Origin of the sequence: Leptotrichia hongkongensis, assembly GCF_007990635.1 — a bacterium.
Classification (GTDB): Bacteria; Fusobacteriota; Fusobacteriia; order Fusobacteriales; family Leptotrichiaceae; genus Leptotrichia; species Leptotrichia hongkongensis.
In genome coordinates, this window is sequence record NZ_AP019846.1 from 1,018,355 (window position 1) to 1,039,663 (window position 21,309).

27 protein-coding genes are annotated in these 21,309 nt (G+C 29.6%); all 27 read left to right on the top strand.

Annotated features, from left to right (window positions below):
• The first annotated feature begins 63 nt into the window (after nt 1–63).
• Nucleotides 64–297, top strand: coding sequence for a hypothetical protein (locus FVE75_RS04875; RefSeq protein WP_147005491.1), 234 nt, complete (start codon nt 64–66; stop codon nt 295–297).
• Nucleotides 298–317: 20 nt separating this feature from the next.
• The gene (locus FVE75_RS04880; RefSeq protein WP_172618775.1) at nt 318–554 is read left to right on the top strand and encodes a hypothetical protein; all 237 of its coding nucleotides are present in this window, start codon (nt 318–320) and stop codon (nt 552–554) included.
• Nucleotides 555–630: 76 nt separating this feature from the next.
• On the top strand, nt 631–1,035 hold the full coding sequence (locus FVE75_RS04885; RefSeq protein ID WP_172618776.1) for a relaxase/mobilization nuclease domain-containing protein: 405 nt from the start codon (nt 631–633) through the stop codon (nt 1,033–1,035).
• 17 nt (nt 1,036–1,052) lie between these two features.
• Nucleotides 1,053–1,844: a ParA family protein gene (locus FVE75_RS04890; protein ID WP_172618777.1), complete on the top strand. Its 792-nt coding sequence runs from the start codon at nt 1,053–1,055 to the stop codon at nt 1,842–1,844.
• Between the two features lie 127 nt (nt 1,845–1,971).
• Nucleotides 1,972–2,253 carry an SH2 domain-containing protein gene (locus tag FVE75_RS04895; protein ID WP_147005495.1) on the top strand — a complete coding sequence of 94 codons (282 nt, stop codon included), beginning with the start codon at nt 1,972–1,974 and terminating at the stop codon, nt 2,251–2,253.
• 298 nt (nt 2,254–2,551) lie between these two features.
• A complete protein-coding gene (locus tag FVE75_RS04900) occupies nt 2,552–3,160 on the top strand; it encodes a hypothetical protein (protein ID WP_147005496.1) in 609 nt (202 codons plus the stop codon).
• A 210-nt stretch (nt 3,161–3,370) separates the two neighbouring features.
• Entirely contained in the window at nt 3,371–3,673 is a 303-nt protein-coding gene (locus FVE75_RS04905; protein WP_147005497.1) for a hypothetical protein, read from the top strand.
• A 155-nt stretch (nt 3,674–3,828) separates the two neighbouring features.
• Entirely contained in the window at nt 3,829–4,113 is a 285-nt protein-coding gene (locus FVE75_RS04910; protein ID WP_147005498.1) for a hypothetical protein, read from the top strand.
• Nucleotides 4,114–4,186: 73 nt separating this feature from the next.
• Nucleotides 4,187–4,705 carry a hypothetical protein gene (locus FVE75_RS04915; RefSeq protein ID WP_147005499.1) on the top strand — a complete coding sequence of 173 codons (519 nt, stop codon included), beginning with the start codon at nt 4,187–4,189 and terminating at the stop codon, nt 4,703–4,705.
• 15 nt (nt 4,706–4,720) lie between these two features.
• Nucleotides 4,721–5,203, top strand: a complete 483-nt coding sequence (locus FVE75_RS04920; protein WP_147005500.1) for a hypothetical protein — start codon at nt 4,721–4,723, stop codon at nt 5,201–5,203.
• A gap of 41 nt (nt 5,204–5,244) precedes the next feature.
• Complete coding sequence (locus FVE75_RS04925; protein WP_026748784.1) at nt 5,245–5,493, top strand: hypothetical protein; 249 nt, start codon at nt 5,245–5,247, stop codon at nt 5,491–5,493.
• Nucleotides 5,494–5,558: 65 nt separating this feature from the next.
• Nucleotides 5,559–5,876: a single-stranded DNA-binding protein gene (locus tag FVE75_RS04930; protein ID WP_051354428.1), complete on the top strand. Its 318-nt coding sequence runs from the start codon at nt 5,559–5,561 to the stop codon at nt 5,874–5,876.
• Between the two features lie 18 nt (nt 5,877–5,894).
• On the top strand, nt 5,895–6,299 hold the full coding sequence (locus FVE75_RS04935) for a hypothetical protein (RefSeq protein WP_147005501.1): 405 nt from the start codon (nt 5,895–5,897) through the stop codon (nt 6,297–6,299).
• 2 nt (nt 6,300–6,301) lie between these two features.
• Nucleotides 6,302–8,035 (top strand): MobA/MobL family protein, encoded by a 1,734-nt coding sequence (locus FVE75_RS04940; RefSeq protein WP_172618778.1) that lies wholly within the window; start codon nt 6,302–6,304, stop codon nt 8,033–8,035.
• 195 nt (nt 8,036–8,230) lie between these two features.
• The gene (locus tag FVE75_RS04945; RefSeq protein WP_026748781.1) at nt 8,231–8,473 is read left to right on the top strand and encodes a hypothetical protein; all 243 of its coding nucleotides are present in this window, start codon (nt 8,231–8,233) and stop codon (nt 8,471–8,473) included.
• 603 nt (nt 8,474–9,076) lie between these two features.
• Nucleotides 9,077–9,442, top strand: a complete 366-nt coding sequence (locus FVE75_RS04950; RefSeq protein WP_147005503.1) for a hypothetical protein — start codon at nt 9,077–9,079, stop codon at nt 9,440–9,442.
• 2 nt (nt 9,443–9,444) lie between these two features.
• Nucleotides 9,445–10,152, top strand: coding sequence for a type IV secretion system protein (locus FVE75_RS04955; RefSeq protein ID WP_172618779.1), 708 nt, complete (start codon nt 9,445–9,447; stop codon nt 10,150–10,152).
• 17 nt (nt 10,153–10,169) lie between these two features.
• Complete coding sequence (locus tag FVE75_RS04960; RefSeq protein ID WP_147005505.1) at nt 10,170–10,994, top strand: TrbG/VirB9 family P-type conjugative transfer protein; 825 nt, start codon at nt 10,170–10,172, stop codon at nt 10,992–10,994.
• Nucleotides 10,995–11,012: 18 nt separating this feature from the next.
• Complete coding sequence (locus FVE75_RS04965; protein ID WP_147005506.1) at nt 11,013–12,350, top strand: TrbI/VirB10 family protein; 1,338 nt, start codon at nt 11,013–11,015, stop codon at nt 12,348–12,350.
• A 2-nt stretch (nt 12,351–12,352) separates the two neighbouring features.
• Nucleotides 12,353–14,389 carry a type IV secretory system conjugative DNA transfer family protein gene (locus FVE75_RS04970; protein WP_147005507.1) on the top strand — a complete coding sequence of 679 codons (2,037 nt, stop codon included), beginning with the start codon at nt 12,353–12,355 and terminating at the stop codon, nt 14,387–14,389.
• Nucleotides 14,390–14,397: 8 nt separating this feature from the next.
• Nucleotides 14,398–14,697, top strand: a complete 300-nt coding sequence (locus tag FVE75_RS04975; protein ID WP_146996626.1) for a hypothetical protein — start codon at nt 14,398–14,400, stop codon at nt 14,695–14,697.
• Nucleotides 14,694–15,683, top strand: coding sequence for an ATPase, T2SS/T4P/T4SS family (locus tag FVE75_RS04980; RefSeq protein WP_147005508.1), 990 nt, complete (start codon nt 14,694–14,696; stop codon nt 15,681–15,683). Before FVE75_RS04975 ends, FVE75_RS04980 begins: the two co-directional genes overlap by 4 nt.
• Complete coding sequence (locus FVE75_RS04985) at nt 15,683–15,922, top strand: VirB3 family type IV secretion system protein (protein WP_021744870.1); 240 nt, start codon at nt 15,683–15,685, stop codon at nt 15,920–15,922. The genes FVE75_RS04980 and FVE75_RS04985 overlap by 1 nt, the downstream gene beginning before the upstream one ends.
• A 55-nt stretch (nt 15,923–15,977) precedes the next feature.
• Nucleotides 15,978–16,601, top strand: a complete 624-nt coding sequence (locus FVE75_RS04990) for a hypothetical protein (protein ID WP_147005509.1) — start codon at nt 15,978–15,980, stop codon at nt 16,599–16,601.
• 1 nt (nt 16,602) lies between these two features.
• Nucleotides 16,603–19,086 (top strand): VirB4 family type IV secretion/conjugal transfer ATPase, encoded by a 2,484-nt coding sequence (locus FVE75_RS04995; protein WP_147005510.1) that lies wholly within the window; start codon nt 16,603–16,605, stop codon nt 19,084–19,086.
• Between the two features lies 1 nt (nt 19,087).
• A complete protein-coding gene (locus tag FVE75_RS05000) occupies nt 19,088–19,819 on the top strand; it encodes a hypothetical protein (protein ID WP_147005511.1) in 732 nt (243 codons plus the stop codon).
• Between the two features lie 13 nt (nt 19,820–19,832).
• The gene (locus FVE75_RS05005; protein WP_147005512.1) at nt 19,833–21,302 is read left to right on the top strand and encodes a type IV secretion system protein; all 1,470 of its coding nucleotides are present in this window, start codon (nt 19,833–19,835) and stop codon (nt 21,300–21,302) included.
• Nucleotides 21,303–21,309 lie beyond the last annotated feature (7 nt).

A 21,309-nucleotide genomic window follows, 5' to 3' on the forward strand; every position in this document is an offset into this window, starting at 1 on the left:
TACCCCCTTAAAATTACTCTGAAAACAATTTAAAGAATAAAGTTAGAAAGGAAAAGAATAGCAATGAGTGAAAGTTTAAGAGATGCTATAGAAAAAGCAATTTGTGAGGAGGAAAATATGGGAACAGCATACAGTGAAGTTATTTCATTAAATGAAAGAATAAAAGAAAGAATAGAGGAACTTAGAAATATAGGAGGATATGAGGATGAGATAGAGGAAGCGGAAATTGCATTGGAAGATGAAGAAATTACGTGTGATGAACTTAGAATAGTACTTGAGAACTTGGAAGAACTATAAAATAAAAGGAAGTGGTAGGAATGAAAATGAGAAAATTAATTTATTGGATACTTGCCTTAATGTCGATTACCTTGAAGCAATTGGATGCGTATAATTATGAAGTTGCAATAAAGATTATATGTGGATTTATAGATTTGATTGTAGTTTTAAGAATATTAAGTTATCTAATGTCAATAGATTGTTTTGAAAAAGAGTATTTAATAATAAAAAAAGTTGTTATCATAGAGACAACAACAAATTATAGAAAATTATTTTAAATGTAGTATACCAGTAATCTTGAATAAAATCAAGGAAAAAATGAAAAAAATTATAGAAAATTATTTGGAGGATAAAATGATAAAAGAAAAAAAAGCAAAAACAACAGGGAAAACAAAAAAATGGTATGAAAATTTAAGAAAGATAACAAAAGAGCATATTGAAGTTGCAAATTCAATTGAAGAATTTAAAGAAAACTTTCTTAAAAATGGATATAATATTAAATTTTCAGAGAAAAATATTACTGTGACTGATAAAGAAAATAGAAGTGTCAGATTAAAAACTTTAGATAAAACTTATACAAATGAATATATTTTTGATTTTTTTGAAAGAAAAAAGAAAACAATAATAAAAAATGAACAAGTGAGTAAAAGAATTGGTAATAAAAAATACCATAAGAATAATTTAATGAGTTTAATTAGTTTACGGAGAGTAAAAAGAGAATTTGGCTCAGCAAGATTTGCAACAAGAAGATTTAAATAATTTAGGGGGGAATGGTAATGAAAATAATTAGTGTAATTAATCCAAAAGGTGGAGCAGGAAAAACAGTAACAGGAATAAATATTGCTTATGCCTTAAAAAATAAAGGAAAAAAAGTTTTATTGATTGATACAGATCCGAGAGGGGCAATAGCTTCTTATCTTGATATAAGAAATGAAAACACTATTTTTGAAGCATTAAAAGAATGCTATGATAATTTGGGAATGGTAGATAAGGAAAAATATATAAACGAAAAAAATGGAGTGGATATAATAATCAGCAATATTTATTTTAATCAGATTGATGAATTTTTCAAAAAGGAAGGAGATGAAAGCGGACAGGAGCAACTGAAAATATTTAAGGATTTTTTTGAAAACTTTAGTGAATATGACTTTGTAGTCATTGATACGGAAGGTACTGTAAACAATACAGTCAGAGGAATTTTAAATGTGACGGATTATATCTTTGCACCGTCAAAAGTTTCATTTATAGACACTAATGGACTTAGGGATTTGCTTGAAATGATGGAAATTGCAAAAGTTGACAATCCGAAAATTAAACTTTATAAAATATTTTTTGTACAAGTAAAGGAAAATACAAAAGTTTTTAAAAAAGCACATATGGAAATGAAGAATATTTTAAAAGAAATGTATTCAGATATTTATGTGAGAGAAGATTCAAATATATTAAATTCAATGGAAAAGCATAAGGATATATTTAGTTTTAAGAAGAGCAGTAATGCGGCTATTGATTATAAAAATTTAGTGAATGAATTTTTGTACAATGAAATATATCCGAATGAAAAAAGATAAGAAGATTAAATTGGATATTCGCTGTTATGAAACTTTAATAGTTAACGAGAAACAAAAAGAATACATCATAAAAGAAATTAGAAAAAGAAAAAATATCAAAATAACTGATACAGGAAGGGGTTGAAAAATGGATGATTTTTTTGAAAGATTTGGTTTGCTAGGAGCCGCATTAATGATGTGTATACTTATGTTACTATACTCAATTTTAATGATTTTTTTTCACCAAGAGTCAAAAAGAAAAGAAAAAGAACAGCAAGAAATATTGAATTTATGCAAAACAAATAAAGTTTTAAAAACATATACAGCAGATAATGGGACAGAGTTTTATGTAACACTTGAAAACAATCAGATTTATAAGGTTGATAAGGATAAATTTGGATATTACATAGTTGGTGAATATTGCAAATAAAAAAATTGAACGGATTTATTATATATTATGATTTTAAGTATTGCTGCAATTATATTAGTAATATTTATAATATTAATTGCTATATTAATAACAGTTGAAATAATGATAACAATGATATATGTACATTTATTATTTTTTTCAAAATGTTTTAAAGCATTAAAAAAATAAATTGAAAATTAAAGATAAAAATAGTTTTTCTCACGCGTGGGAAAATTAAAAAGACAATGACAATTAAATAACTGTGATTCAATTTTTACACAGTTATTTAATTGTCTATAATTTTTTAGTAGGAGGTATTATGGATAGACAAGAATTGTTAAGTATTAATAAGGACAGAAAAATGGAAGTTGAAAGTTATCATAGCAATTTTGATTTTTATAAATATGAGATAACTGATGAAAGTGTAATAAGGGAAGTAACTCAGACTGAAGAAGATATACAGCAGATTGGAAAGTTTATGGCAAAAAAGGCTCTTGAAATGGGAAGAAAGTTGAAAAGAGTCCAAGAAATTTTATCAAGTCACGGAACAGGAACATTTGTAGCCTGGTTTACTTCATTAGGGCTTGATAAAAATATGGTTTATCGTGAAATTAACAGGTGGGAACAGTTTGAAAAATACAGAAATCCTGCAATTGCGGAAGCAAGTGTTAGGACATTGGAATATATAAAGAAAAACAATAATAAACTCGAAGAAGCAGAGATTGTAGAAATTCTTGAAGATCCAGTTGAAGCGGCTAAAAAGATTAAGGAAATAGAGAAAAAAGGCAAGAAAGAAGCAGAAATTGGCTTTGATGAAAAAATAAAGAAATTAAATGAGAAAATTGAGAAAGCATATAAAAATATTGAAAAATGGGAGATGGAAATTAATAAACTGAAAGGTAGGAATGATGATTTTGAAGAAGATTGATAAAAGTAAAATACATTCAATAAAGATTGATGACAAAAGTCGATTATTAATTACTGGGGATGTTATTTTGATGAATATAAATTGATTTAAATGGTTTTTCTCACGCGTGAGAAAATCAAAATTATTTAAGGGAGGATAAAAAACAGAATATGAAAGAAAAAGAATTAAAAAAATTTTTTAAAGAAATAGAAGAGGAGAATAAGTCAGAAGATGAAAAATATTAAAAAAAAATGGAGAGAGAAATTAATTATGAAAAGTAGAAGTTTTAAAGAGGTGCTTACAGAGTTTAAAGACAGATTAATGAAAGTAATTTTATTAATATTTTCTTGGAAAATTTTTTTTGAAAGATTGAAACCAATATCAACAATGTCTTCATTAGAAATGACTTTTTTGTTTGCAGGGTTATTAGGAATTGTTTATTTTGGCATTCTTCTTATAATATCGTTTATATCAATAATCATATTAATAATCATTAAAATTTTGAAAATAAAGAAAAAAGGAGAATACAAATAAATATAGAATCACAGAAAAAAAATGATAAGTCAAATTTATGGTTAATCTGTTTAATGTTCCTTATTTTTATAAATAATGGGATTTAAGACAATAGAAGAAATTGATTATAAATAATGACGTTTATAATTTACAAAAAGAAATCGTTAGGAGGAAAAATGAAACATTTTGTTAAAGTATCGATGATTTTAGGAACATTCATAATTGTTATGGGTATAATAAAATTTCAAGAAAATAATTTAAAAAATAAAACAAAAGAAAATAAAGATGTTCAGGAAAAGCGGCAACAGGAAATCTTAGATATATGCAGAACAAATAAAGTTATGAAGATATATAGTCAAAATGATGGTGAAAATTTTTATGTTGTTCTTGAGAATAAAAATATTTATAAAGTTGATGAAGATAAATTGGGAAATTATGCAATTGGAGAATATTGTAAATAAATATAATTATCAAAAGTATAATTTTTATTACACGCGATAAAATTCAAAATTAAAAGGAGAGCAGTATAAATATATGAATATAATAAATGATGTATTAAATAATAAAATTCAGATTCAGATTGATGAAAGGACAATAGATATAAATGATATTGAAAAAGTGGAAAGAAAGCCATTTTCATTTAAGGAATTTAGATTAAATATAAAATTGAAAACAGGAGAAGTGATTCAGAAAAATTTTAAATCGCTTGCTGAAATGCATAAAAATTATGAAAAATTTATAACAGAAGCTGGATTTGATTTTTCAGGAAAACTAAGAAAAGAAAGGTTGAAGTATATAAATGGAAATATATATTTAAAAAATTTAATAATTCTTTCCAATGAACTGATAGGTATAAGGCGAATAGAAGAATTAAGAAAAGGATTAAAATTAGTGATGTATCATGGAATAAAAGGAGCATATGATATAAAAATAGAATTATTTTTGAAAGGTGGAGGTACTGTTATTTTAGAAATGGCAAATGAACAATATGCTCAATATGATTTTAATCAGTTAAGAGAAATATTTGAATCAAGAAAAAATATAATAGAATAAGAGGATGTGAGTGATATGAAAAAAATTTTAGTTATGATAGTGGCAGTTGCTTTATTGTCATGTGATAAGAATAATTATAAAGAAATGACAAATGATATGGAAAAAATTGTAAATGAAGAGAAGAAAACGATTAAAGTGGTAGAGCCTATTTATAATGGTCTATCAAGCATATCCGTAGGTAAATTGGCAGCAAAAACAGAAAATCAATATTTGGAGGAACTAAAAATAGTTGATGTTGAAAATATAAAAAAGTTAAATGAGAAATTTAAAAATAAATACAGTAGTGTAAAATTAGATCCAAAAACAGGTTATGAGGAATCTTGTGCAAAAGCACGAGAAGATTATGTTGAATATGTAGATGTTTTTTTAAAAATGTTTGAAGAATATAAAGCAGGAGCTATTGCTAAGGAAAAACAATTTTCATGGCCAGTAGTAAATTTAAGAAGTAATGTAAATAGTCAGGAAGGGCTTTTAAGGTCTTGTAGATTGGTAAAATAATAGAAATTGAAAAAACAAATATAATTAAACAGGAGTAAAAAATGTTTGTAAGGCTAGTGGATAAAAAATCAAAACAAGGTGTGGCAATAAATATAAATACGATATTATATGTATCAGAGAGGAAGGAAGAGAATAGAAATTTTTTATGTATTGAAACAATAAAAGGAGTATACAAGATTTATTTTGAAAGTGAAGAGGCTAGAAGTAAAGCATTTGAAGCCTTAATCAGAAAAAAAGGTATTTTAAATTTAGAAGGTGTTGAACAGAGTTTTTTTAGAAGTATAAAGTAAAATAAAATAAAACTAATCATAAATTTAAATACATTTATGATTAGTTTTTGTCGTTAGGAGGAAAAATGAATACACTTATTTTTAGTGGAAGAGTAACATTTAATCCTGAAATGATTTCAATTTCAGAAAAAAATGTTTGTAATTTTAGAATAGCCGCAAAAAAGAAATTTAAGGAAGAAACACAATTTTTATTATGTGTTGCTTTTGGTAATGTAGCAACATTAATACATCAGTATGTAAAAAAGGGAGCAAAAATAATTGTAAATGGTTATCTAGAATTACAAGAGTATGAAGATGAGAATGGAAAAAGAATAATACCTAAATGTATAGTTAAAGAGTTTAAATTAATGGATTTTGTAGAAGAAGAGTATGAATATTTTTAAATTATTTTGGAGGAAAATATGAAAATATACGATATAAGATTATTGAAAACAACAACAGGAAAAAAACATATAAAATTTTTTTATAAAACGTTACTTAAAGGAAAAGTAAGAGAATCAACAAAAATTTTTGCACAAAATGTAAAATTATTAGAAAATAAAAAGATAGATGATACAAAAATAAAGGAATACATAAGTGAAAAGAAATTTATTAAAATTATGAAAATGGCAAAAATAAGCGATAATAAAATGGGAGGATACAGTATGAAATTATATAAAAATAATGAGATATGGTTTTATAAAATTGAAAATACTTCAGATGTTGATATAAACTTTAAAGATTGTGATATTTTATTAGACAGAAATTTTTTTATAAATGATAGATATATAAAATATGTGATTATAAAAAATAATACGGGGGTATAATCGTGGCAATATTTCATCTTAGAATGAAAAAAAGTAAAAGAGGAAGTAGCTATATTCCGCCTGCTGCACATTTGGATTATATAAACAGAGATGAAAAATATGGTAAAAAAGAGGACTTACTTTTTAAGGAAGTAAGGAATCTTCCTGAAGAGTTTAGCGATATTAAAGATTTTTGGAAATGTGCAGAAACCTATGAGAGAAAAAACTCTAATCTGTACAGGGAACTTGAAATTTCATTACCGAGAGAGTTTACTCCTGAAGAAAATAAAAAGATGGTGGATAATTTTTGTGAAAATCTTTTTGGAAAAGAATATGTGTATAACTATGCAATTCACAATCCAAAAAGTTTTGATGGAGATATGCAGCCACACGTGCATATAATGTTTTTTGAAAGAAAAATTGATGATATTAAAAGGGATAAGGATAAGTATTTTAAGAGATATAATACTAAAAATATAGAAAAAGGCGGATGGGAAAAGGATAAAAAATGGAGAGAAAGAAGCACGTTAAAAAATATAAGAAAAGAGTGGGAAACATTTTTAAATTTTGAACTTGAAAAAAAAGGAATAGAGAAAGTAAGTGCAAAATCGTTAAAGGATCAGAAAAGGGATGCGGAAAATAATAATGACTATAAGAAAGTTTATGAGTTAAATCGTGAAGCAATAAATATTGATGGAAAGATTTTGTATAGAAAAGAAAGTGAGCTAAGTGATAAGGAAAAAGTTAAGAAGAGAATATTTATTAAAAGCAGAATTTTAAAAGCTGGAACAGATTTAATGAAAAAACTGCTTGAAAAATTGAAAAAACTGGAAAGGGAATATGAAGATTTAAAAAGAGATAAAATAGGAGATTTAGAAAATTTGGAAAAACTGAGGGGGTTAGAAGAGAGTATAAGAGATATAAAAAAGAAGATGTCAAAAGATAAAATTGAGAATACTGTGTACAACTTGATGACGGATAAAAAGTACTATAAATTTCTGAATGAGAACAAAAAAATTGACAAGGAACTAAAAAATATAAAAGATAAAAATAGAATAAAATATTTAAAAATTACAAAAGAAAAGAATTTAAAAAATTTAGAAAGTTTAAGAAATGAAATTCAGAACGACTGGAAAAAGAAGTATATTTTTGATAAAAGAGTTGGAAATATTAGGGAAAAATATTTAAGGAAAATTGCAAATTTTGAAGATGAAAAAGACACGATATATGAAAATTTAAAAGAGAAAAACATTAAATACAATAATGAAAAAAATGGACTGTATAATATAAATCATTTGCAATTTATTTATGAAAAAAATGGACTGAAAGAGATAAATAGAATTGAAAAAGAACTAAAAAAATTAGTAAAAGAGTTAGATAAAAATGAGGAAATAGTCAGTCAGGAAACTTTGATAAAAGATAAATATTCAAATTATGAATTTTCAAAATTGGAGAAAAATATTGCGGAGAGTAAGATTAAAATAGAAGGACTGCAAAAAGAACTTAACAAAAATTTGGATATAAGTGAACAAAAATATTACTTGGACTGGTTAAAAAGAGAAGTAAAAATAAAGGAAGATTATGAGGCAAGAAAAGAAAATATTGAAATAAAAATTCAAAAAAAATTGCAGGATGAACTTTTAAAAAATGGTAATTCCAAAGTTCAGGAAAGGGAAAAAGTTAAAAAAATTATCAAGAATATAGAAGCCATAAAAGTATTGGATAAGAAAAAAGATTGTCTGAAAAACGACAAGTAAGTATAAAAATGTAACAGGAAAAAGAAAAGTAAAAATTTAAACGGTGCAAATTATGATAAAAATTTAGGAGGTATAAGTGGTGATTTTAGAATGGAAGATATGGAAGTTTTAGATGAGCTGGAAAGATAAAAAAATTATATATTTAAAAATTTTTGTGGTATAATTAAAATAAAGAATGAATGGAAGTGATTAATTATGATAAAGGATCCAAGAAATCCAATGCCAGAACCTCAAGATATAATAAAATCTATAATAGGAGTTATTATACTGATGTATTCAATTTTTAAAATTGCAATAGACTTAACATTAATTTTTTTAATATACAGGTTATTTAATCCTTCTGGAAAGATTACTATGGGATTTTTAGTAAAAGGCTGGCTTGTATTATACCTGATAAAAACTTTTGTAAAAACTGTTAATGAGAGTAAATATAAATAAATTTAGGGGCAGTAAAAAACTGTCCTTTTTTTTAAAAATAAGTTTTTGAAGGTATAAATATTATTAATTTCTTAGAAATTAAACACGAACGAAGTGAGTTTTTGAGTGTAAACGAAAGCCATTTTTTCACAATTTTTTGTGGCAAAAAAATCACGGTAAGTTTCTAAAAATTTTTAAATTTGAGAAACTGGTAAGCGTGCTTTCCAAAATTTAGAAAAATTTAGGAAAGTTTATGGGGAAAAAATTTTAAAAAAGAACTTGACTTTTTGAAAAAATTGAAGTAATATTAGTATAAGAATAAAACAGCGTAAAAAATGAGAGTCCAGTTATGGAGGTGGATGGACAGTTTAACAAAGGTGATTTTACTTCAACTCATTTTAAAATAATAAAAGAAAATTTAATAAAATAAAAAATTAAATATCATAAGCCATTAGAGCTAGGTACAGTATTATCGGAAAAAACATTTCTGAGATATTGTACTAGCTCTTTTTTTCAAAAATTTAGGAGGAAAGTATGAAATTAAGTTTAAATAATAGAAGTCCTTAAGTAAATCAAAAGAAGAAAATGAATATTAAAAATAACAGAATGAAAGGATGATAAATAATGAAAAAAATAAAAATTAAGAATGTATTGTTAAATAAAAAATTTCAAATGTTGTGCCTGATGATTTTGTTTTTGACAACAACTGTGATAAGTCAGGCAACTACAAGTGGAAATGCAGGAATATTTGCAACGCTTGTAACTTTTCTTACAAATATGAATAATGGACTGAAAATAGTTTTTTCACTTGGTGCTATTGGGTGCATAGGATTTGGAGTATTTAAGATGTTGACTGATCCAAACATGACAGCAATAATAACTTTGTTAATAGGAGTGGCTTTGGCACTTGCACTTATTTTTGGTTCAGAGGATATAGTAAAAGGACTTGGTGGAACTATGATTGATACAGCTCTTTTGAAAGGGGTATAGACTTGGATTTAAAAAGAATAAGTAGAAAAAGAGATATTTTTAAATTAAGGACTGATGTCAAAAGGGAAAAGGCAAGTTTTGAAAAAAGGGCTCAAACTTTGTTTGAACTTGCAGAAACGAATGCAAAGTTAAAAAAGGGATTAGGAATAAGCATAGTTATCAACCATATATTAATTTTAGCATTAATATTCTTTGTTTTGAGAACGAATATAAAGGTATTTCTTGTTCAGGTTGATAAAACGACAGGAGCTCCAATGGAGGTGAATGTGTTGACAAAATCCAATTTAAAAGTTGGGGAGAAGGAAACAAAATATTTTATATCAAAATTCATTTTGGATGTAAGAACTCTTCCAAAGGACACGACATATTATGATAACAAGTTAAAGGAAAATGCCTTTTTCTTAACACAAAATTCACAAAAAAAATTGGATGCGATGATTCAGGAAACAGGAACGATACAAATGCTTGCAGATAAAATTACAACGAATGTAAATATAGTTTCAGCTAACAAACTTACAAATACTTCAAATACTTATCAAGTCAGATGGAAGGAAAAGCAGTTTTCTGAAACAGGGATGGAAATGCAGGATACAAGTTATCTTGGAGTATTTACTGTGGAATATGTAAATGAAAAAAATGAGGAACTGTTAGCTAAAAATCCATTAGGGATAATAATAAAGGATTTTACAATTTCGAGGGAAAATAATTAGAAAAATGAGGGAGATGTATGACAAAGAACAAGTTAACAAAATTTAATAGAAAAATATTATCAATGCTACTTTTGATATTGATGTCGGTTAATGTTTTTGCAAATGATGGAAATACAAAAGACAATATTAGAGTAGACGTAGTAAAGAATAGTCAGAAAATATTTGATGATGACGGAATATTAAGTGGAAAAAAGGATGCAATAAAAAAGACAGCCGTTATATTTAATTATGCGGAAAACAGCATATATGAAGTTTATTCCAAGCCAGACTATTTAACGACTTTAAGGCTTGCTCCAAATGAAAAAGTGGTATTTAAGGCTGGCGGAGATACAGAACGTTGGATGATTGAAGAGGCGACAGGTGGAAAAGAGAACAGAACATACATATACATAAAGCCACTTGAAGAAGATATAAAAACTAACATAAATATAGTTACAGACAAGCATAGTTACTTTATTAATATTGAATCCACAAATGGAGAATACAATCCTTTAGTTGAGTGGCAATATCCAAATGAGAGAAAAATATTAATGGATGAATATGAGGCTAATACGGAAAGTATTGGTACAACGGACTTAATGAAACTGAATTACAGATATTCGTGGAACAAGAACTCAAAACTTTCTCCAGTTCAAGTGTTTGACAACGGAGAAAAGACATTCATAGTATTAAAGTCAAATTTGCAGGAAATGCCAGCTTTTTATGTAAAAGGTTTGGATAACCAATTATCCTTAGTTAATACAAAAATTGAAGGACGCAATGTTATGATTAACAATGTTGTAAAGGAAATATATATGACGCTTGGAAAAAATACATTGAAGATATATAACCAGAAAAAATAGAAAAGGGGGGTGTCTTAATTGGTAAATAAGAATGACTATTTTGAAACTTCTGAAGATGATTTTACGGAACAGAAGGAAGAGGAAATATCGCTTGAGGATGAGGGGACAGGAACGATAAAAAATTCAAAGATAAAAATAGAAGAATTTTTTGATAAGAAAAAAGTTGCTATCCTAGTCTGCATAATTTCGGCTTTAATTTTTGTAAGCATATATTTTGCAAATCAGGCTAAAAAGAATGAGAAGCCGAAGGAACAAGAAAAAATGGAATCAATATCAACTGGAACAGGACTGGATATAAAGGATGCAGTAGATACTCAAAATCAAAATGCCCAAACTCCTGAAGGTGTAACGCAGGATGGAGTGGCCAATATAAATACGACTACTGATGGAACTGGAACGCCTAACTTATCACAGTATGATTCTCAGCTAGGTTCAGAATACAATAACGACAATCTTGATTCAAATTATGGTTCAAGCTCATCATCGTTTTCAGATATTTCAGAAGATAAAAATTCCAATAGTTCAACAGTCTCGGAAGAAAAAAGCAAGGAGTGGAGAAAATCTGCAATAGGATTTAATAAGGGAGTTTCAGCACAAATTCCGCAAACAACAGAACAGTATCAGGAACAACAACAGCAACAAGTTCCTCAGAATGTGCAACAGCAAAATGAAAATGACACAGATCAGAATAAACAGAAGTCAAAGTCCTTATTCCTGAAGCAAAAGCAGGACAGCTTCTATTCGACTAATTTAAAAAATCCTGCGATAGGGAAATATGAGTTGAAGACAGGGAGCTTTATTCCAGCTGTTCTTGTAACGGCAATCAACTCTGATTTGCCGGGAGATGTGATTGCTCAGGTTAGAGAAAATGTCTATGACTACCGTACTGGAAAGTATATTTTAATTCCTATGGGTACAAAAATAGTTGGAAAATATGACAGCAGTATAACGTATGGACAGAACAGGGTTTTGTTGATATGGCAAAGACTGGTATTTCCAAACGGATCAACTCTTGTGCTTGACAATATGCAGGGAGTGGATTTATTGGGGAATGCTGGCTTAAAAGGAAAAACCAACAACCATTTCTGGAAACTTATGAGAAGTGTGCTGTTATCTTCCGCCATAAATATGGCTTCAGGTTCGCTTGAAAGTCTTGATGTAAATATTGAAGCTGGAAGCAGGTCAAGAGTGAATATTGGTACAGGAGCTTCAGATGCGGCACAGAATATTAGAAGCATTGGGGAAAGACTGGTTGAAAAGGATTTGAATAGACAGCCTACGATTGAGATAAAAAGAGGTAAAAAATTTAATATCTTTGTAAGCAGGGATATAATTTTATCTCCATATAGGAAATAATTATGGACAAGAAATATAAGCCGCTCAGAAATACGAAGCCTGTAAAATGGATTTTTGCAATAATAATGTTTATTTCAGTAAATATAACAGGTTTAATGATAGTATCAACAAACTATATGGAAGAATTGGAAAAAGTTAATAATTATACTACTTTTGCAAAAATACGTAGATTAATAAAACCTGTAATTATTGGTAAAAAGAATCAGTATATGTATTTTCCATCTGAAAACTGGGAAATGGTAATGGAAAAGACTCCTAAATTAACTTCGCAGTTTCAATTAGGTATGTGCTTTATATTTGTTAGCTCGTTAATTATTTTAACAATGCCGTACTGGAAAAAAAAGAAACTGAAATCACACGGAGATGCTGAATTTGGAACATATGATGATTTAAAGAAAGATAAGAAAAAGCCGTCAGATGTAGACTTTTTAAGCGGCAATGAAAATGGTTTTGTTATTGGATATGTAAAAACTTTATCAGGAAAATTAAAATTACTCTATGATACGTCAATGATACATATTGCCCTGTTCTTGCCAACAAGAGGAGGAAAAGGTGTGGGATATATTATTCCAAGCCTTATATCAGGACTGAAAAGAATATCAACCTTTATTTCTGACATAAAGAAGGAAAACTATGAGCTTACGAGCTGGTACAGAGCAAAGATATTGAAGCACAGGATATTAAAGTTTGAGCCAATGAGTGAACTTTCAAACGGCTATAACTTTTTATCGGAAGTACGGTATGGAACAAATTACGAGATTGAAGATTGCAGAATAATTGGAACAATGATTGTTGGGGAAGATGAAAGCAAGGATCCGTTCTGGGGAGACAGTGCAAAAGATACAATTTCCACTTTAACTGGCTATGTTCATTACAGGGAAGTAAGCAGCCGTCCTGAAGAAGATCCTGATATAACGGATGTTAGAGTTTCACTAAACGATGTAATATCAATAATCACTAATACTGAAAATTCTTTGTACAGAATGTTTGCAAAATATCTTGGAAAGCCTATGGAAGAAGATGAATACGAGGATGAAATGCCAAAAGATTTTATTTTGAAGGAAAAAACAATTGAAAGGCTTAGAAAAATATATACTGATGAAGAATCAATTAAAGCATTAAACAAAGGATTGCACCCCTTTGTTGCAAAACAGTTCGGATATTTATTGCAAAATACAGGAGAAAATACGTTCAAGTCTATTACTTCAACGGCAAAGACTAAATTGCAGGTATTTGAAATTCCTTCAGTTGTAAAAAATATAGAAAAGTCTGATTTTAGGGCAATGGACTTGGTTAATGGAGATAATCCTGTAGATTTATACTTTGTAATAAAACCAAAAGATATAGATTTGTTAGCTCCGTTAGTAAGGATAATGTATATTCAGCTGACAAATTTATTAATGGAAAGTTTAAGCAAGAAAAATTTTAACATAACATTTTTAATGGATGAACTAAATGCTTATGGCAAGATGAAGGCTCTTGTAAAAGGGCTTGGGTACTATGCAGGATTTGGAATAAAGATGGTTGGAATATTTCAAGGGCTTGATCAGTTAAATTCGACATACGATAAACAGGGGAAAGAGGTTTTAAATGGATGCCAGATTCAAATATTTGGTAGACCAAACGATGAGGCTGCACCTGACTACATTTCAAAGACGCTTGGTAAAGAAACAATCAGGGTAAAAAGTAGAAATATTGGGCTAAAAGGGGGAGGAAATGTTTCAGAGCAGGGAAAGGATTTATTAAGTCCTTCAGAAACAAGACTGCTGCCTGACAGAAAGGCAGTTGTAATTACAGGATATAAAAAACCTTTATTATTAGATAAGCTCTATTACTACGAATATCCTGAACTGCTAAAAAGGACACAGCACCAGCCAGTATTCTTTAAGGATGGATATGTAATATTTGAAGCAATGAAGGGAATGTATGAATACAAGCATACATTTAAGATGAAAGAGGAAGATTTTTATGATGATATAAAATATGAAAAAATTATTGAAAAGGTAAGAAAAAAGTATAAATCAGAAAAAATAGGATAGGGAGATATATGGAAAATATTGAAGAGACAATTAATGGTTCAGATGAAATAGTAAAGAAAAAGAGAAAAGCTAGAGAAAAAAATTATACTGAAAGAATAAAAAGAAATAAAGAAAAGATTGCCAAACTTGAGAAAATAATGGCTGATTCCCAAAAGGAAATTGAAAAGGTTGAACAGGAAAATGCAGACATTTTAAAAGAGATTTTAGAAAAATCTGGTGTCGGAAACAAACTTTTAAAAATCATAATTGAAAGTCCAAGCAATGATGAAATTGCTAAAAAAATGAAGGAACTGGCAGAAATATTATGACGGAAAGTGAAAAATATGAACTTCAGAAGCAGGCACAAATAGATTTTGTAAATGAAAGGCTGTCAGCATTGAAGGAATATATCGAAGATGACGACATTACGGAAATAATGCTAAATCCTGATGGGTATGTATGGGTGGAATCATATGAAAGGGGAATGTATAAGACAAATACATACCTGAATGAAATGGAAGGATACAAAATTATTCAGGTGCTTGCTTCATATAACTCAAAGATAATTTCTGAAAAAAATCCAAGACTTTCTGGAAATTTGCCAAATTCTGACAGATTTCAAGGAGCCGCAAAAGGAATTACTAAAGGGATTCCAGTATTTACAATAAGGAAAAGGCCTAAAAAAATATTTACACTCGATGATTATTTAGCAATGGGTTCAATTACAGAATTTCAGAAAAATTTTCTTACAGAAGCCATTTTAAATAAGAAGAATATAGTTGTGTCGGGTGGAACTGGTACAGGAAAGACAACATTTACTAATGCTCTTGTTGATTATTTAAAGGAAGTGGACAGAATCAGGAATACTGTTGAAAGAATATACATTATTGAGGAAGTTGAGGAAATTATTTGCAATAAGGAAAACGTGTTAAGAGTTTTTGTAACTGAGGATGTTTCTGCACTGGAATTATCAAAGGATGCACTTAGACACAGGCCAGACAGAATTATTCAGGGAGAACTCAGATATGGTGCGGAAGCAGTGGAAATACTTAAAAACTGGAATACTGGGCATAGTGGAGGATTTACAACAGTCCATTCAGATGGGGCGGAAGAAACTTTGGAAAGACTGGAAGAACTATTAATGGAAGTTGACAGAAATCCAAGACAGCCACTTATAGGACGTTCAGTTGATGTGATTGTAAATATCATAAGGACAACTGAAAATGGTAAAACTGTAAGAAAAGTGAATAAGATAATCAAAGTAAATGGCTTTAACAAAAAGACAAAGGAATATGAAATTGAGGAGGTAGGATAATGAAATTAAAAGTGTATAAATCTTTGCTGGATGTGAAGATGGTAATGGGGTTGCCATATAAGGTTTTTATATCGCTAGTATTATTAACAGGAATCATATTTTTAATATTCAGGCACTGGGTAATTTTTATACCGGCAGGGGCAATATATATTCTATGTGCAGTTATGTCAGTAAAGGATCCGATGACGTTGGAACTGATAATAGAGCATTACAAGACTGAAAGATATTTAAATCCTTAAGCGAATATTAAAAATGGAAGCGAAAAGAAAAAATATTGAAAGGGGAATAATTGAAATGAAAGAAAAAATTATGAATTTTTTAGAAGAAAGAACAAAAAATGAAGTTGGATATACTACATTAAGCAGAAATCAGATAATGGAAAAACTGGGAATAAAAGAGGAAGAAAAGTTTAATGAAGCATTTAAGGAGTTAGTACAAGATAATAAAGTATTCTTTCATAATTCATCAGAAGAAAAAATAAATTATGATGGTTCTATATTTGAAGTAAATAAAATAAAATATTTTACCAATAAAGATAAATCAATTGAATTTAAAAATAACTATGAAAAAAAATTGGAAGAAATAGCAGATAAAATAAAAGAAACAGAAAAAGTGAAGGGAGAAAAGCTTTCAACATTATCAGATAATGCAAAATTAATTTACAATACATACAAAGAAAATGTAGGAAACTTAGTTTATCTTGACTCAAAATCAGTTAGAGAAAAAACAGGACTAGAATTTAAAGACTTTGTAGCCGCACAAAAAGAATTATCATCAAATAAAGTGTTATTTATGACAAAAATATCTAAAAGCAACGAAGAAAAATTCGTATTAATAGATAGAGGAGACATTTTAAGTAAAGTTCTAAAAAGAGAAGAAATTAAGGAAAATATTAAAAATAAAGAAAAGGAAAGATAGAATGGGAAAAACACTTGATAACTACAAAAATTCATTTATCTATCATATTCCTTGGGATTTCCTTCTCAATGACTTTATTCTTGTTAATAAAAATATGGGGTTTCAGGTAACTCTCAAAGTGAGAAATCACGACTTGGATTTTTTTACTGAGGAAGAAGTGAACTTGAAAATATTGCAGTATAACAATGCGATAAAAAAATTGCCTGACAATTTTATTGTTCATTATGAAGTTCAAAGAAAGAAGTCAAGAGGATATATTGAAACAGAAATTAATGATGACTTTATACCGACAGTTCTTATAGAAAATGAAAGAAAGGATTTATTTTCAAAAGGGGAATATTTTAAATGTGACTACTATATAACATTGACATATTTAATAGCAGAAGATGCTGAAAATAAGATAAACTCATTGCTGGCTAGTAAAAAGGAAGATGATTCAGAAGAAAAAATGGCTGAGGAAGCAGAAAGGGAATTAAAAATATTTAGACAAAAAGTAGCTTCATTTATTGCGTTATTAAAATATGCTACAACAAGCATTGAAGTCTTGCAGGGAGATGAACTTATGGCATATATGTATTCCACAGTGAATGCTGAATTTCCTGAAAAGAAGAAAATGCCTACATCTCCTCTATATCCAATTGATCAATATTTGTCAAACTCAAGTTTTGAAAATGGAAAAGACACGAAAATACAAAGACTGACAAAGGCAAAGCATTTAAGGACAATCTCGGTTAATCTGTTTCCTGATGAGATAGAGTCAAGAGTTTTGAAAAAACTTGAAAGCCTGGACTTTGAATTTAGAATGTCGGCAAGATACATTATACTTTCACAAAATGAATCAAAAAAGATGTTAAAAAACTTCTTTATTTTTCATCAGGGAAAGCAGAAGAATTTTGGACAGTATATAACGGAAGCTATAACTAAAAAGCCTTCATTTAACATTGATGAGCTGGAATTGGCAAAAACAGAAGAAGCCAAAATGGCTTTAAATGAATTTAAGGAAGGCGGAATGAGTTATGGATATTACACATTTACCATAATACTTGCTGATGAAGATATAAAAAGGCTTGAAGATAATGCACTTAAAATAGTAACAATATTTGATGAGCAGGATTTTACTTGCTCGATTGACAAGTACAATATTTTCCCTTCATATTTAGGGGCTATTCCAGGAAATGTGAAGGCGAATATAAGAAAATATCCAATAAACTCAATGCTTTTAAGCTGTCTTTTCCCTACTTCATCGCTGTATCGTGGAGAGGAAGTAAATGAATTTTTTAGGGATAAGAAAAATATTACAGGTGTTCCGCTTATGATGACTAAAACAGATTTGAACGATATATTTTACTTTAATCTTCATATAAAGGATGCGGCACATACGCTTATAGCGGGTCCAACAAGGTCAGGAAAATCAGTATTATTGGGAATGCTGGTGGCTGAACTTAAAAAATATCCTAATGCACAGGTATTCTTTTTTGATAAAGGTGGCTCAATACGTGTTTTAACTGCCTGTATGGGTGGAAAATTTTATGACTTGGGAAAAGGTGGAGATAATGATTTGGCATTTCAGCCACTAGCAAATATTCATATCGAAACAGAAAGAGCATTTGCAAGCAACTGGATAATTTCCCTTCTTCAGCAGGAAAATGTAATTGTAACACCTGATATGAAAAGCACAATCTGGGAAACGCTTACGACTCTTGCAAATGATCCGCCTAACAGGAGAACAATGACAAATTTTGCATTTACAGTTATGAACAAGGAAATTCAGCAGGCACTTGAGCCATACACAAATACAGGTTCATATGGAAAATATTTCGATAATAATGAGGATAATTTTTCAGACTCAAACTGGCAGGTATTTGAAATGGGAAGAATAATAGAAGATCCAAAAGCAACAGCTCCGATATTAAGCTATCTGTTTCATAGAATAGAAGTGGAAAAATTAACAAAGGACTATCTAACTGCAATCGTAGTTGATGAGGCTTGGTTTGCAATGGAAAACGAAAGTTTCAGGCTTAAATTCAATGACTGGCTTAGAACTCTTGCAAAACTGAATGCCTTTATAACCTTTGCGACACAGTCGCTTGATGAAATTTCAAAATCTGAAATAACACCTGCAATAGTTGACGGATGCAAGACAAAAATACTTCTTCCTTCTCCACAAGCACAGAATTACTGGAAGGAACTTTATTCAAAATTTGGATTAAATGCAATAGAAATTGAAAGAGTTGCACGTGGACAAATGCAGAAACAATACTTTTACAAAAGTGAGCTTGGAGCAAGGGAGTTTGAAATGGACTTAGGTAAAATTGAACTGGCTTATGTAGGCTCGGCAAGTTCAACAGATCAGATGAAAATACAGGAAATATGTGCAGAAACAAATGATTTAAAGGAAATTAACTTAAAATGGCTAGAATACAAATTGGGTAGAAATAGTCAGGAATTTAGAAGATGTAAGGAAATTATAAAGGGAGGTAACTAAAATGAAAAAAATAATATTCTTCTTAATGGCAATAACAGTTATATCGGTAAATTCGTTTTCAGGAATACTTGGAGGAGGCAGCGGGGCTTCTGATTACTGGCAGATGAAAACATATTTTGAAAGTGTGGCAATCAATGCACAGACACTAAAAAGCCTGAATGCACAGTTAAAGGAGATAGAAAGACAGATTGAGCTTTCAAAGAAACTGCCTGAAGCCTATCTAAAAAAATATATAAGCCAATATGATGACACGATAAAGACATTAGTTAGAATAACAAATACCACAAAATCAACATTAAGGGACGCAAAAAGAGCTGAACTATGGTTTAAAGATGTTTATGCCGATGCTAATAACAGACAGTATATGGCTCTTCTTGACAGATTTACAAACACGCTTGACAGTCTTTCAAGGGATGCAATGAAGTCAGGCTCTATGAATGAAGTGGCAATGAAAAAAACATCGGATAATGCAAGGATACTTATAAGAAAAACTCACGAAGCAAAAAATCCACAGCAAGTATTGGAAGTGCTATCACAATGGAGTGCCAACCTGTCAGTACAGATGAATGCAATAGCCGATATGATTTCAACTACAAACAGACTTGACGCATTAAAGGCGGCTGAAGAAGTGCAGGCAAGGAGGGAAGCTCAAAAAAGAAGCGAATATACAAAAAACAGTTTAAACAATCATATAAAGGCAATGGAAAATGAAGTGAAGAAACATAAGAAATAAGGAGGAGAAATAATTGGCGGCGGCAAATTTTCAATTTGATACGGCACTGATTGAACCAATAATCAGTATGCTTGATACAGGAATGATAACTTTAATGGTTGTAATATTGACACTTGCCTCATCATTTGCTGTGCTGGATTTATCATTTACAGCCTTCTTTAACTGGTCGGAGAACATAGGCAATACACTTGTTGAAACTATAAAAAAACTTGTAAGATATGCACTTACTTTTGGGCTTATAAAAATGTATAAGGAACTGCTGGATATGGCATACAAACTATTTTCTGACATAGGAAATTTATTTGGAGAAGGGCTTGGAAGTCCGTTAAAAGTGCAGGGCATTTGGGATAAGTTATGGGAGGAATTAAGCAAGTTTTTAAGTATAGGCTTAAAGTTTCAAGATTTTTGGGCTATTCTGTATTTTATTCTCTTTATTATTGGATTCATATTTTTAGTGTTTATAATATCCACAATAACAATAGCGATAATACAGTTCCATGTAGTTGGAAAATTGGCAATAATATATCTTGCTTGTCTACCGCTTGACGCTTTGAGCGATATAGGTAGAAAAACTTTAGGAGCAATAGTTGGTTCAGGTACTCAGCTGATGGTTGCGGTTGCACTTTCATCTATGGGAATAAAAATATTAAAATCTTATCCTATTCCTGAAAACATAGGGGCAGAAAATAACGAGCCTCATACGATAATTATGTGGCTTGCAGTATTCATAGCAATTTCATTTTTAATAAAGAACTATCAGAGCATAGCTTCCCTAATTTTATATGGACAAGGCGGATTAAATGGCTCACAGTTTGGTAATTTTACTGGAAATGTTGTTAGTGCAGGAGGCTCGGCTGTAGGAGGAGTTACATCTTTATTAGGAAGTGCGGCAGTTGGTGGACTAGGTGCCGCAGTTGGTGCAGTTGTTGGTGGGGTGTCTACTGGAGGAGCAGGAGCATTGGCAGGTATGAAGACAGGAGCAAAGATAGGCTCTAAAATAGGAAAATATCCTGGAAATCTGACTGCTTCGGCTGCTGAAAATGCAGGAAAAGCAATAAAAGTAATGACAATGGACTTTGATCCGATTGCTTCAGGCAGAAAAGTAAAAAATATGGCCAGCGATGGAATTAAAAAATTTATGGGCAATAAAAAAGATGACAAGAAGGATACCGGAGAAAATAAATCACAAGAAACAGAAAATACAAACAGTAAAAATCAAAATTCTCAAAATGCAAATAAAGTAAATGAAGAAAATAAATCAGGAAATGCGGATAGAACAGCCGATACAAAAGAGGCTGAAGAAAAGATGAGAAGTGATAACAGCAAGACAGCTTCGAATAAGGATTCTCAAAAACAGACAAATGAGAGAAATAAAGACACGCAAAAACATTCAGAAAATACAAAAACAAAAGAAACTAAGAATAGTAACAGCGAGACTTTTGCAGAATCTGAAATGAGGAGAGAAAAGGACAGCGAGGAATAAAATATGT